10 protein-coding genes are annotated in these 12,120 nt (G+C 68.8%); 7 read left to right on the top strand and 3 right to left on the bottom strand.

Annotated elements, in window-relative coordinates:
• The 4 genes from R2K23_RS22720 to R2K23_RS22705 are packed head-to-tail and all read left to right on the top strand — an operon-like array spanning position 1 to position 4,518.
• On the top strand, positions 1–1,335 hold the full coding sequence (locus R2K23_RS22720) for an MCE family protein (protein ID WP_316517501.1): 1,335 nt from the start codon (positions 1–3) through the stop codon (positions 1,333–1,335).
• Entirely contained in the window at positions 1,332–2,498 is a 1,167-nt protein-coding gene (locus R2K23_RS22715; protein ID WP_316512812.1) for an MCE family protein, read from the top strand. The genes R2K23_RS22720 and R2K23_RS22715 overlap by 4 nt, the downstream gene beginning before the upstream one ends.
• Positions 2,498–4,039: an MlaD family protein gene (locus R2K23_RS22710; RefSeq protein WP_316512810.1), complete on the top strand. Its 1,542-nt coding sequence runs from the start codon at positions 2,498–2,500 to the stop codon at positions 4,037–4,039. The genes R2K23_RS22715 and R2K23_RS22710 overlap by 1 nt, the downstream gene beginning before the upstream one ends.
• Complete coding sequence (locus tag R2K23_RS22705; protein WP_316512808.1) at positions 4,036–4,518, top strand: Rv2253/PknI dimerization domain-containing protein; 483 nt, start codon at positions 4,036–4,038, stop codon at positions 4,516–4,518. Before R2K23_RS22710 ends, R2K23_RS22705 begins: the two co-directional genes overlap by 4 nt.
• Positions 4,519–4,523: 5 nt before the next feature.
• On the opposite strand, the gene R2K23_RS22700 is transcribed toward R2K23_RS22705, so the two are convergent.
• The 3 genes from R2K23_RS22700 to R2K23_RS22690 form a co-directional block, all read right to left on the bottom strand.
• A complete protein-coding gene (locus R2K23_RS22700; protein ID WP_316512807.1) occupies positions 4,524–5,795 on the bottom strand; it encodes a TetR/AcrR family transcriptional regulator in 1,272 nt (423 codons plus the stop codon).
• Between the two features lie 132 nt (positions 5,796–5,927).
• Complete coding sequence (locus R2K23_RS22695; RefSeq protein ID WP_316512802.1) at positions 5,928–6,971, bottom strand: CobW family GTP-binding protein; 1,044 nt, start codon at positions 6,969–6,971, stop codon at positions 5,928–5,930.
• Positions 6,972–7,087: 116 nt separating this feature from the next.
• Positions 7,088–8,062, bottom strand: a complete 975-nt coding sequence (locus tag R2K23_RS22690) for an SDR family NAD(P)-dependent oxidoreductase (protein ID WP_316512800.1) — start codon at positions 8,060–8,062, stop codon at positions 7,088–7,090.
• A 103-nt stretch (positions 8,063–8,165) separates the two neighbouring features.
• On the opposite strand from R2K23_RS22690, the gene R2K23_RS22685 reads away from it, so the two are divergent.
• From R2K23_RS22685 to R2K23_RS22675, 3 genes are all read left to right on the top strand, one after another.
• A complete protein-coding gene (locus tag R2K23_RS22685) occupies positions 8,166–9,857 on the top strand; it encodes a nitric oxide reductase activation protein NorD (RefSeq protein WP_396893678.1) in 1,692 nt (563 codons plus the stop codon).
• A 189-nt stretch (positions 9,858–10,046) separates the two neighbouring features.
• Positions 10,047–10,892 carry a CbbQ/NirQ/NorQ/GpvN family protein gene (locus R2K23_RS22680; protein WP_316512798.1) on the top strand — a complete coding sequence of 282 codons (846 nt, stop codon included), beginning with the start codon at positions 10,047–10,049 and terminating at the stop codon, positions 10,890–10,892.
• Between the two features lie 88 nt (positions 10,893–10,980).
• Positions 10,981–12,099 (top strand): ABC transporter substrate-binding protein, encoded by a 1,119-nt coding sequence (locus R2K23_RS22675; RefSeq protein ID WP_316512796.1) that lies wholly within the window; start codon positions 10,981–10,983, stop codon positions 12,097–12,099.
• Positions 12,100–12,120: the final 21 nt, after the last annotated feature.

Raw genomic sequence — 12,120 nt, 5'->3', positions numbered from 1 at the left:
ATGCGTGGGCCACTGGCGCTGGTCTTGGTCGTCGTGCTGCTCGCCGGGTGCGCGGTCCTGGTGCGCGCCACGCTGTTCCGGCCGAACACCATCACCGCCTACTTCAGCACCGCCACCGGTATCTATCCCGGCGACGACGTCCGCGTCGCCGGGGTCAAGGTGGGCACCATCGGCGGCATCGAGCCAGTCGGTGCCCATGCCCGCGTCACGATGCACGTCGACCGCGACGTGCCCATCCCGGCCGATGCCCAGGCGGTGATCGTCGCGCTGAATCTGGTGGCGGCCAGGTATGTGCAGTTGACGCCGGCCTACCTGGAGACCGGGCCGACGATGCCCGACGGCGCGGTGATCCCCGCGGACCGGACCGCCGTGCCGGTGGAGTGGGACGAGGTCAAGGAGCAGGTGATGCGGTTGGCCACCGAACTGGGTCCCGACGGGGCGGTGTCCGACACCTCGGTGGGCCGGTTCATCGACAGCGCGGCCGACGCGATGGGCGGCAACGGGGTGAAGCTGCGGGAGACTCTGCGCCAGTTGTCCGGTGCCGGCCGGATCTTGGCCGAGGGCAGCGGTGATCTGGCCGACATCATCAAGGCCCTGCACACCTTCATCAGCACCCTGCGCGACAGCAACACGCAGATCGTGCAGTTCCAGGATCGGCTGGCCACCCTGAGCGCCGTCCTCGACGGCAGCCGGTCCGACCTGGACCTGGCCTTGCGCAACATCTCCGAGGTGATCGGCGAGGTCACCCGGTTCGTGCGGGGCACCCGGGAGCAGACCGTCGAACAGGTGCAGCGGCTGAGCAATGTCACCCAGACGCTGGTGGACAACCGGCGCAACCTCGAAGAAGTCCTGCACGTGGCGCCCACCGCATATGCCAACGCCTACAACATGTTCGATCCGCGGACCGGCGCCGCCAGCGGCGTGTTCACCCTGAACAACTTCGCCGACCCGGTGAAATTCATCTGCGGCCAGATCGGTGCCCTGGAGAACGTGACCGCGGCCGCGACCAACGATCTGTGCACGAAGACGCTGGGGCCGGGCCTGCGCTCGATGAGCTTCAACTATCTACCTTTTCCGTTCAACCCGCTGCTGACGGCGCAGCCCGCGCCGCATCAGCTGATCTACACGGAACCGCATCTGGTCGACGGAGCGCCCACGACCTCGGCGCCGACGCCGGCGGTGTCTGCCTACACCGGCGTCGGCGACGTGCCGCCGCCGCCGGGCATGGGGCCCCCGGCCCAGCTGCCGGATGTCCTGCTCCCCGTGGGTCCGGCCGAGCCGCTGCCCGCCGAGCAGAAACCCGGCGGTGCCCTCGCGGGAGGCCCGCCCTCATGACATCGCTGAGGTTGCTCCGCCGGGCCGCCGCCTTGTCGTGTTGCGCGCTGCTGCCCGGGTGCGCGTTCGGCGGGGTCAACTCGCTGCCCCTGCCGGGTGCGGTGGGGCGCGGCAGCGACGGCGTGGTGTACACCGTGCAACTGGCCAACGTCGGGACGCTGGAACCCAATTCGCCGGTGCTGATCGACGACGTCGTGGTGGGAAGCGTCCGCTCGATGCGACTCGAGGATTGGCAGGCGAACGTCGAGGTGTCGGTGCGCTCCGACATCGAGGTGCCGGGCAACGTGGTGGCGACGGTCGGCCAGACCAGCCTGCTCGGCTCGATGCACGTGGCGCTCGACCCGCCGTTGGGTGAACCGCCGGCGGGCCGCCTCGAACCGGGTGCCACCGTGCCGGTGAGCCGGTCGAGCGCCTATCCCTCCACCGAACAGACACTGGCCTCGTTGTCGACGGTGGTCAACGCCGGTGGGCTCGGGCAGATCGGCGACATTGTGCACAATCTCGGCACGGCCCTGGCCGGCAATCGCGATCAGGCCAGGGACCTGCTGCAGCGGCTGGACCGATTCGTCGGGATCTTCGATGCGCAGCGCGACAGCGTCATCGCCTCCATTGCGGCGATGAACCGACTCGCGGCCACCCTGGCGGCCCAACGCGACGTGGTCAGCGCCGCGCTCGAGCGGATCCCGCCGGCGCTGGAGGTGCTCAATCGGGAGCGGACCCGGTTCACGACGATGCTGGACAAGCTGCGCGTCTTCGCCGACACCGCGCGCGGTCTGATCGACGAGACCCAGGACGACCTGTTGCGCAACCTGCGCAACCTCGACCCGACGGTCGGGGCGCTGGCCGACGTGGGACCCGACATCGACGACGCGATCGCATTCGCTCCGGTATATCCACTGGGCCAGAACATGATCGACCGTGGGATCCGCGGCGACTACATGAACCTGTTCGTCACCATCGACCTGACTCAGCATCGCCTCAAGAAGGGCCTCGCCGCGGGAACACGGTGGGGTAACTCGGAGCTGCCCCTGGTGCCGGCGCCCGGAGACCCCGGCTACGAGGCCTACTACGGCGCCAGCCCGCTCACCGCCCCGGCGCCGCCCCCGGACGCCCCGTCACCGGTGCCGGCGCCGCCGATGCCCGACTTCCCGGGTGGTGGCTGATGCTCCCCAGATTGGTACGGATACAGCTGGTCATCTTCACCGCAGCGTCGATCGTCGCGGTCTCCACCATGCTGTACACCTACATGCAGCTGCCCACCCTGCTGGGGGTGGGGCGGATCACGGTGACGCTCGAGCTGCCCGCGGCGGGCGGCCTTTACCGATTCGGCAATGTCACCTACCGCGGTGTGGAAGTCGGCAAGGTCACCGAGGTCGACCTGACCGGAGACCGTGTCACGGCCACGCTGTCCCTGCAGACCCGCCCGCGGATCCCCGAGCGGCTCGTCGCGGAGGTGCGCAGCATGTCCGCGGTCGGCGAGCAGTACGTCGAGCTACGCCCGGACCAGGACGCACCGCCGTATCTGCGCGACGGGTCGGTGATCCCGGTGCAGAACAGCCGGATTCCGCAGCCCGTCGGGCCGATGCTGGACGAGGTCAGCGAACTGGTGGGCAGCATCCCGAAGGACCGGATGGCCGCGCTGTTGGACGAGTCGGCCCGGGGGTTGGACGGGGCGGGATTCGATCTGGGCTCGCTGTTGGACTCCGCGTCGACGCTGGCCGAAGACGCGCGCTCCGTGCGCACCGACGTGCGCGGGCTGGTGGCCGACAGCACGGTTCTGCTCGACGGCATGGTCCAGGCGGAGCAGTCGACGCGCACCTGGACCCGCAGCATGGCTGCGGTCACCGCCCAACTGAACCACAACGATCCGCAGATCCGGACCATCCTGCGGACCGGACCGGAACTGGCGCAGGATGTTTCGGCGCTCCTCGACCGGGTCCGACCGACCCTGCCGATCCTGTTGGCCAACCTGGTCAGCCTGGGTCAGGTGGCGCTGGCCTACCGGCCCAGCCTGGAGCAGTTGCTGGTGTTACTGCCGCCGGCGACCAGCAACTACCAATCGTCGATGCCGAAGAACAACGCGACCGGCATTCCCCTCGGCGATTTCCGGATCTCCGTGGACGATCCCCCCGGCTGCATGGTCGGCTTCCTGCCGCCCTCGCAGTGGCGGTCGCCCGCCGACACCACGATCATCGACACCCCGGACGGGTTGTACTGCAAGCTGCCCCAGGACTCGCCGATCGCGGTGCGGGGCGCGCGCAACATCCCCTGCATGACCCGGCCGGGTAAGCGGGCCCCGACGGTGGAGATCTGCGAAAGCGACAAGGAATTCATGCCGTTGGCCATGCGGCAACACGCGCTGGGACCGATGCCGTTCGACCCGAACCTGGTGGCACAGGGAGTTCCGCTCGACATCCGGGCCGGCGATACGGAGATCTTCGGTCCGCTGGAGGGCACCCCGTTGCCGGCCCAGGAGCCACCTCCGGCTCAAGGGACCCCGCCCGTCGGAGAGCCCCCGCCCGTTCCGGTGGCACCGAGTGCCCACCACGGCGGCGCGAACCCTGGGCCGGGGTTGGCGATCGCGGAGTACGATCCGCGGACGGGCCGATATCTGGGACCCGACGGCCGCAGCTACGAGCAGTCCAATCTGGTTGGTGCGCCGTCTGATTGGCGCGACCTGATGCTGCCGAGGGGGCCGGGATGATCACCCGCCGAGTAGCGCTGCTGGCGTGCGGCGCCCTTGTGTTCGGCGGGCTGGGTGCGGCACCGGCCCGCGCCGACGAGATCGCCCTCAACGGCGTCTACACCGCGGTCTCCGATGGCCAGTGGGCGAAGACCAACGAGCGCTTCGAGGAGCGGCCGGCGCTGATCAGCACCTGGACCATCAGTTCGACCTGCCAGAGCTATCTGGATTGCACCGGGCGGGTGGACAGCGACCACGGGTGGAGCGCCGACCTGACCTATCGCAGCGGCTATTGGTGGGTGTCGCACACCGTGCCGGAGTGGCTGAAATGTCGCGACGGCGCGACCTTCCCGGGCAAACAGGGCTTTCAATTCTGGCCGGACCGGTCGAACCCCATCGCGCTGACCGGCTGGGACAAGACCGTCGGCCCCAGCGGGGCCTGCGGCGTCAACCGGTGGGTGACCATCGAGATGCCCTTCACGCTGACCCCGGTGGGGTGAGGCGGTCAGCCTTCGCGGGTGGTGACGCCGCGAATGACGGTGTCCCGCGCGTGGATCAGGGAACCGCGGGGGCCGAGCTCCAGCAGGATGTTCTCGGGAATCCACTGCACGCCGATCACGCAGCGGGCGAGTATCTCCGCGCTGGGATGTTCGATGTCGATCTCGCCGGACCGAATCCCCTCGGACAGCATGGATTTCATCTGCCGAACCCGGGTGGAAAAGGCCGCACCGGGGTTTGGCGTGTCCGGCGGTGATGTTCGCATCCAGGCCAGCTGAATCCGGAACTCGTCCGGAAAGCGGGTCAGCGCATTGATGTTGACCCAGCTCAAGGCGTCCAGCTTCTGCACCGGCGTCGCGTCGGACTTCAACACCGCGGTCCAGCCCGCACCCACCCGCTGGCCGAAGGCCAACATGATGGACATCAGCAGATCCTCTTTCGACCCGATCAGCCGATAGACGGTGCCGGTGCCCATCCCGGCGGCGGCGGCGATGTCGCGCACCGTGGTGGTCTCGTAACCGCGCCGGCCGAACTCGGCCCGCGCCGCCGCCCGCACCCGGTCGGCCTTGTTGTCGAGATCCAGATCGGCGTCGTCCCAGGTGTTCACCACGTCGTCGGCGGCCGCAAACGCGGCGGACCGGTCGAGGTCCGCGTCGGTGGGCTGGCCGGCGGCCAACCCCTGCAACAAGATCCGGCAGAACACGGTGGCCACCCGGTCGCTGGGGGCGTTGTTGCGGATCACGTCGAGACCCACGTGCAGCATGGTCTGGCAGATCCGGTCGGCGAGAATGGGCAGGTCGACATCGGCCCGCACGTAGCCGCTCCACTTGCCTGCCCGCAGGATCTGCAGCATGGCGGCCTGGATCGAGGTGGGGCGACGCCGGGTCAGTTCCATCAGCTCGGGGTCCGCGCTCGGTCCCTCGTAGAACGACATCTGCAGTGCCGCACGGTGTTCCACCGCGCATCCGGCGATGGCGCAGCCGAGTTCGATGATCTGCTCGTCGATGGGACGCGGATTCGGAGCGTCCAGCCCGTCGAGGGCCCGTTGACCGATCCGGTCGAGCTCGGCGTGGTAGCGCCGGATCAACTCGATGAGGATGGCTTCTTTGGACTCGAAGTGGTGGTAGAGGCTGCCGGCCAGGATCCCGGCGGCGTCGGCGATCTGTTGCAGCGAGGTTCGCAACCCCGAATTGGCGATCACGGTGTTGGCGGTTTGCAAGATCTCGGTGCGACGACTGGCGTCATCGACCGCCACATCCACCGCCGTCGTCTTGCTCACCGCTTCTCGCACGGTTACCGACTCTCCCGTCCTACCTTCGCGCAGCAATCCCACCGGTGCGCTGGGGCACGAGGATTCTCGCAGCGAGTCTACCGACCGATCGGTGGCCCGGGGCGGTGCCGGCGAAGCACGTCAGACGCTCAGCTTCCGGTAACGCTGCAGGCGGCGGAACCCGGCCGCCGGCGCGGGCGCATCGATCGGGCGCACCGCGTTCTCGACGCGGGCGCGCACGGCGTCGAGGTCCAGGCCGGTGCCGATCGCGACGAGGGTGTTGCTGCGCGCCTTGGGCGGCGCCGCCGCGATGTGGATTGTGTTGCCAACCGTATTGACCAGATAGCGGCGCGAACGATCGCGGGCGCGCACGGCGACGACGCCCTTCATCCGGTACACCCCGGCCGGCGGCTCCTCCAGCAGGTCGAGTAGCGCGCCCGGGTCGATGTCGCCGGTGCTGGTGGCGGTCACGGACGCGGCGTGCGCGCCGTCATGGGGGTGGGCGTGGTCGTGACCGTCGCGCTGCTCGGCCGCCTCGTCGAGCAGGAGCTCACGCAACGACAGCTGCCCCGAATGGTCCTCGGCAGCGGTGATGTCGAACAGCAGCGCCGCATCGATCTTCGCGCTGACGGCGCCGACCACGTGCACCGCCGGGTTGCTCTGGCGGATGCGGGCCTCGATGCGGTCGAACACCGACTCCCGGTCCGCCTCGCCCACCTGATCCAGCTTGTTGATCACCACCAGCGACGACGCCGAGTACCGGGCCGGTGGAGTGGGGTCGCGATCCACCGTCTCGAAGTGGGTCGCGGCGTCGATGACGTCGACCACGCCGCCGAGGCGGACGTTGTCGACGCCGCTGAATCGGATCATCCGGCCCACGGCGACCGGCTCGGCCAGCCCGCTGGCCTCCACGATGATGGCGTCCAGGCGCAGCCGTGGGTCGGCGAGCTTGGCCAACGCCTCGTCGAGGCCCCCTTCGTCCGGCAGACAGCAGATGCAGCCGCCGGCGATCGAGGCGGGTTCGTCGATCTGCCCGGTCACCAGGGCGGCGTCGACGTTGAGTTCACCGAAATCGTTGATGACCACCCCGATGCGCGCATCGGGGGTGCGCAGCACGTGGTTGAGCAACGTGGTCTTGCCGGCACCCAGATATCCGGTCAACACGATCACGGGCACCGCTGCCACGCTGTTTCCCTCTCCACTGCCGACGGCTTCGCGCCCCGAGTGTAGATGTCGCGGCAAACCGGCAACGTCAGGATCGGGTGAGCCAAATATTTGTCCCGGGAAGTCGTGGAGGGCGATCACCGCGGGCGGGCGTCGGGAAACGCCACCTCGGCGCCGTCCGGCATGGCGCTGATGCCGAGCCGGTCGCACACCTCCAGGACTTCGTCGACGATCGAGTCGGGGACGATGAACCTCTCGGTCGACGAGATCTCGGCCAGATTCGCGTGGATGTCCTCGGCCGTCGGCGCGCGGTCGGGCTCGGCCAGCCACCCCTCGCCGAGGCCCACGAAGACCCGCGCATAGCGGCCCGCGCAGGCGGAGTAGTTGCGATGGGTGAACTCGCAGGCGCGACTGGCCAGGAACGTCACCAGTCCGACGACCAGCTCGGGCCGGATGGCTCGCATGAAGCCGGACTCGGCGAGAAATTTCTCGTCGCCGACCGTTTCGGTCACCATCCGGGAAAACCCGGTGGGCAGAACGGTATTCGACAAAATACCGTGGGCGGCTCCCTCCATGGCGATGACGTTCGACAGGCCGATCAGGCCGGTCTTGGCGGCGGCATAATGCGCCTCCATGGGCTGGCCGAAATTGCCGGCGGACGACGAGATGAACACGAACCGGCCGTACCGCTGCTCGGCCATCACCTGGAACGCCGGTTGGCTGAGGTAGAACCCGCCGTCGAGGTGCACCCGCAACATCTGTCGCCAATCCCGCGCGGACAGTTGCTCGAACGGGACGCTGTTGAAGATGCCGGCGTTGCTGATCACCGTGTCGACTCGGCCGAAGGCCGCGATCGCGGTATCCACGATCGCCTGGCCGCCCTCGGGGCTGTCCACCGAGTCGTAGGACGCCACCGCGCGGCCGCCGGCGGCGACGATCTCGGCGACCACCTCGTCGGCGACGCTGCTGTCGGTCCCCACGCCGGCCATGGTGCCCCCGACGTCGTTGACCACCACCGATGCGCCGCGGCGGGCCAGGTCGAGGGCGTAAAGCCGGCCGAGGCCGCGGCCGCCGCCGGTCACGATCGCCACCTGGTCCCGGAAATCAATCACCCCGAAAGGCTATCCAACGGCGGGTCTCAGGTTCTACTCTGGAACAGATATTTGGTCCCACGATGGTCGATCGCCGGGAAGGTGCGCGGTGCAGAACGACGCGGTGCAGAACGACAGCGAAGGTGCCCACCTGCAATCCCTCGGCATGCTGGCCTCGGCGTTGGCCGGCCGCCCGGTCGGAGTGTCGCCGGCGCCGCCGGGGGCGCCGTCGTGGACCGACGGCCAGACGATCTATCTGGACCCGGCGGGCGCCCGGGCCGAGCACACGGCCTCGGTCGCCGTGCACGCGTCGCTGATCGCCGCGGACAGTCTGGACCCCGCGGTGGTGGGCAGCCTGGTGCGCCACCCGCGGCTGGCCAAGCGGTACCTGGCGGTGGAGGCGCACCGCGCACTGGTCGCCAACGGGCTGATGCTGCCCCCGCGCCTGTCGACCCTGGCCGATCCCGTCGTCGCCGGTCTCAGCGACTCCACCGCGGCGTCGCTGCTGGTGGCCCGGGGGCGGCAGCAACTCCCCGGTGCACCTTCGGGTTTCGGCGTGCTGCGGCCCAAGAAGATCTTGGCCGCCGCGGCCGCGACGGCCAAGCAGGCCGACCACGAGCAGGTGGGCCACGTCCCGCGGCAGCAGTCCACGCCACCGGAGCTGGAGGAACTCGACGACGAGGCGGTCGACGACTCCGATGATCCGGACCTCTTCAGCAGCCCGGTCGGTGGCGGCGGTGCCATCGGCAAGCTGCTGAAGAAGCTGCTGTCGGCCGCCCGCAAGACCGGGGGCAACGGTGGGGGGCCGCCGGGAGCGGACGCACCCACGCACCGCACCGATTCGTCGAGACGGGGGACCTACGCGGTCGCGTCGTTGGCGACCCTGAACAGCGATGAGGTGACCGACATCGCGCGCGACGGCCGCAAGTACCCGGAATGGGACGCCGAGCACGGCAGCTACAAGCCGGACTGGTGCACCGTCCGCGAGGTCGAGGCGCAGATCAAACCGTCGGCGACGCAGGAGATCGAGGGCGCCGTCGGGGTGCGACGCCCGTTGGCCCGGCTGGGGATGGGACTGCACCGACGGCACCGGCAGCCCCAGGGCGACGACATCGACGTGGACGCGGCCGTCGAGGCCCGCGTCGAGGTGCGCGCCGGTTCGGTGCCCGACGAGGCGGTCTACCTCGACAGTCTGCGCCGGCAGCGCGATCTTTCGGTGCTGCTGCTGCTCGACATCTCCGGGTCGACGGCGGAACCGGGCACGGTGGGCCGGACGGTGCACGAGCAGCAGCGGGTCGCGGTTGCCCACCTGATGGTCGCGTTGCACGATCTGGGCGACCGGGTGGCCCTCTACGGCTACTACTCGTCGGGACGTTCGGCGGTGAGCATGGTGCCGGTCAAGCGTTTCGACGACCACCTCGACGCCCAGGTGCTGCGGCGGCTGAACAGTCTGGAACCCGGCGCGTACTCCCGCCTGGGCGCGGCCATCCGGCACGGTTCGACCGTGCTGGAGCAGCGCGGCGGGACGTCGCGGCGGCTGCTGGTCGTGATTTCCGACGGCCTCGCCTATGACCATGGCTACGAGAAGGCTTATGGCGCTGCGGATGCCCGACGTGCACTGGGCGAGGCCCGCCTCCGTGGCGTCGGGTGTGTATGCCTGACCGTCGGCGCCAGCACCGACGTGAACGCGCTGCGTCGGGTGTTCGGCAGCACGGCGCACGCCACCATCGCGCAGCCGGACCATCTGGCGCGCGTGATCGGACCGATGTTCCGCTCGGCCGTTCGTTCGGCGGAGGTTCGCCGGCGCGTGGCATGAACACCACCGACCTGAGGGCGAGTTGTCCTCGGTGGCAAGGCTCGACAACCAACAGGAGAGGTAATGACCAGTCGCACCAACGCATTCGTCTACCGCCGGCCCATCCCGTTCGCGGCGTCCAACTTCTAAAACAAACATCTGTTGCGCTCGCCGTGTGGCGGAGCGCGCGATGCGAGGAAAGGTATCTAGATGTCGAATGATTCCGGGGTCGCCTACCAGAACGGTGTGAAGCCGCAGACCGCGAGCGCCCGCCCGTACTACCGGGCGGTCGGTAACGAGGAGACCGTGTTCAAGGCGGCCTACCGCCAGGGGCTGTCGCTGGTGCTCAAGGGCCCGACCGGCTGCGGCAAGACCCGATTCGTCGAGGCGATGGCGCACGATCTGGGCCGGCCGCTGATCACCGTCGCCTGCCACGACGATCTGACCACCGCCGACCTCGTCGGCCGGTACCTGCTGCGTGGCGACGAGACGGTCTGGGTCGACGGTCCGCTGACCCGCGCCGTGCGCGAGGGCGCGATCTGCTACCTCGACGAGGTGGTGGAGGCCCGTCAGGACACCACCGTGGTGCTGCACCCGCTCGCCGACTACCGGCGGCAACTCCCGATCGAACGGCTCGGTGTGACGCTGGAGGCGGCGCCCGGATTCGGCCTGGTGGTGTCGTACAACCCGGGCTATCAGAGTGTGCTGAAGGATCTCAAGGACTCGACCCGGCAACGGATGGTGGCCATCGAGTTCGGGTTCCCGGAGCCGGAGGTGGAGGAGGGCATCATCGCCCACGAGTCGGGCGTCGATCACGCGACCGCCGTGGAGTTGGTGCGGTTCGGCCAGGCGATCCGTCGCCTCGAGACCGGCGGGTTGCGGGAGGTGGCCTCGACTCGGGTGTTGATCGCCGCCGGTCGTCTGATCGCCGAGGGGTTGCCCATCGCCGACGCCGCCCGGGTGGCCATCGCCGGACCGTTGACCGACGACGCGGCGGTCCTGCGCGGACTGAACGAGATGATCGACATCTACTTGGGGCAGCCCGCCAACCATTGACCATGCGGAGACGGCGCCGCTAGTGTCTAAACAAATATTAGGTTTCCCGTGCGGGTGGCTGTGACCTGCGCGGCGCGACGGAGGTCAGATGTCCTACGAGAGCACCGCAGAGCCCATCAAGGTCGGATACCTGATGGACTTCACCCTGCCGCCCGGATTCCCGGACGAGCTGATGAGTTCGTTCACCCGCACCTTCGACCTGGTCTTCGAGGAGGCGCGGGAACAGGGTGTGCTGGACCGCTCGGTGCAGATGATCTACCGCGAGGTCGAGGGTCTGCCGAAGGGGTCGGTCAAGGCCGTCATCGATGCCTACGGCGAACTGGTCGACGAGGGCTGCCTGGTGGTGTTCGGACCGAACATCACCGACAACTGTGTGCCGGTGCGGGAGGCCATCGAGGAGCGGTTCAAGGTGCCGGCGATCAGTGTCACCGGCACCGACGACTGGCTGGGCGAATGGACCTTCGCCTTCCCCCAGGGGTCGATGACCGACGAGCCGATCTTCCTGATCGACCTGGTGGCCAAGCGGGGCCTCAAGGAGATCGGGGTGCTGGTCGAGCAGAACCTCATCGGCGAGAGCTATCTGAAGAACCTGCGGAGCGCCGCGGCGCGCAAGGGGATTCGCATTGTCGCCGAGGCCGGCATCGCGCAGACCGCGCAGGACATCAACGCGGCGGTGAGCACCCTGCATCAGGCCAAGGCCGAGGCCATCGTGCATCTCGGGTTCGGTTTCGGCATCGTGTTCATCAATCCCGCCCTCGAAGCCGTCGACTGGGATCCGCCGCGCTTCACCACCACCGCCTTCCAGAACGCGTGGGTCAACCCGATCATGTGGAACGCGTTTCTGGGGTGGGTGGGGGTCGACCAGTACGACGAGGGCAACGCGGTGGGGCAGGCCTGGCTCGACCGGTATGCCAAGCGCTACAACGGAAGCCGCCCCGAGTACTGCGTGTCGGTGGTCAACCACGACGTGGCCGCCACCCTGGTGCGGGCCTTCGCCGATGCCCACCCCCTGAGCCCGCGCGGGGTCAAGGAAGCCCTCGAGCGGGTCAAGATGATGCCGGCCGCCTCTGGGGCCCCCGGCACCCGGGTGTCGCTCGGCAAGTGGACCCGACGGGCGTGGATGGGCTCGGGGTATCTGGTGGCCCGCACGCTCGACGCGGACGGTATCAACTCACATCTGGTCGACAGATTCGGGGAGGAAGACTGATGGAACCGTCGTCACTGACCG

Source organism: Mycolicibacterium sp. MU0050 (genome assembly GCF_963378085.1).
In the GTDB taxonomy this organism is placed as follows: Bacteria; Actinomycetota; Actinomycetes; order Mycobacteriales; family Mycobacteriaceae; genus Mycobacterium; species Mycobacterium wendilense.
The sequence above is the reverse complement of the archived record's forward strand: the minus strand, read 5'-3'. Positions and strand labels throughout refer to the sequence as shown.

Excerpts from the sequence above, each read along its gene's own strand:
- R2K23_RS22720 (WP_316517501.1), top strand. The coding sequence starts at position 1 with ATGCGTGGGCCACTGGCGCTGGTCTTGGTCGTCGTGCTGCTCGCCGGG.
- R2K23_RS22715 (WP_316512812.1), top strand. The coding sequence starts at position 1,332 with ATGACATCGCTGAGGTTGCTCCGCCGGGCCGCCGCCTTGTCGTGTTGC.
- R2K23_RS22710 (WP_316512810.1), top strand. The coding sequence starts at position 2,498 with ATGCTCCCCAGATTGGTACGGATACAGCTGGTCATCTTCACCGCAGCG.
- R2K23_RS22705 (WP_316512808.1), top strand. The coding sequence starts at position 4,036 with ATGATCACCCGCCGAGTAGCGCTGCTGGCGTGCGGCGCCCTTGTGTTC.
- R2K23_RS22680 (WP_316512798.1), top strand. The coding sequence starts at position 10,047 with ATGTCGAATGATTCCGGGGTCGCCTACCAGAACGGTGTGAAGCCGCAG.
- R2K23_RS22675 (WP_316512796.1), top strand. The coding sequence starts at position 10,981 with ATGTCCTACGAGAGCACCGCAGAGCCCATCAAGGTCGGATACCTGATG.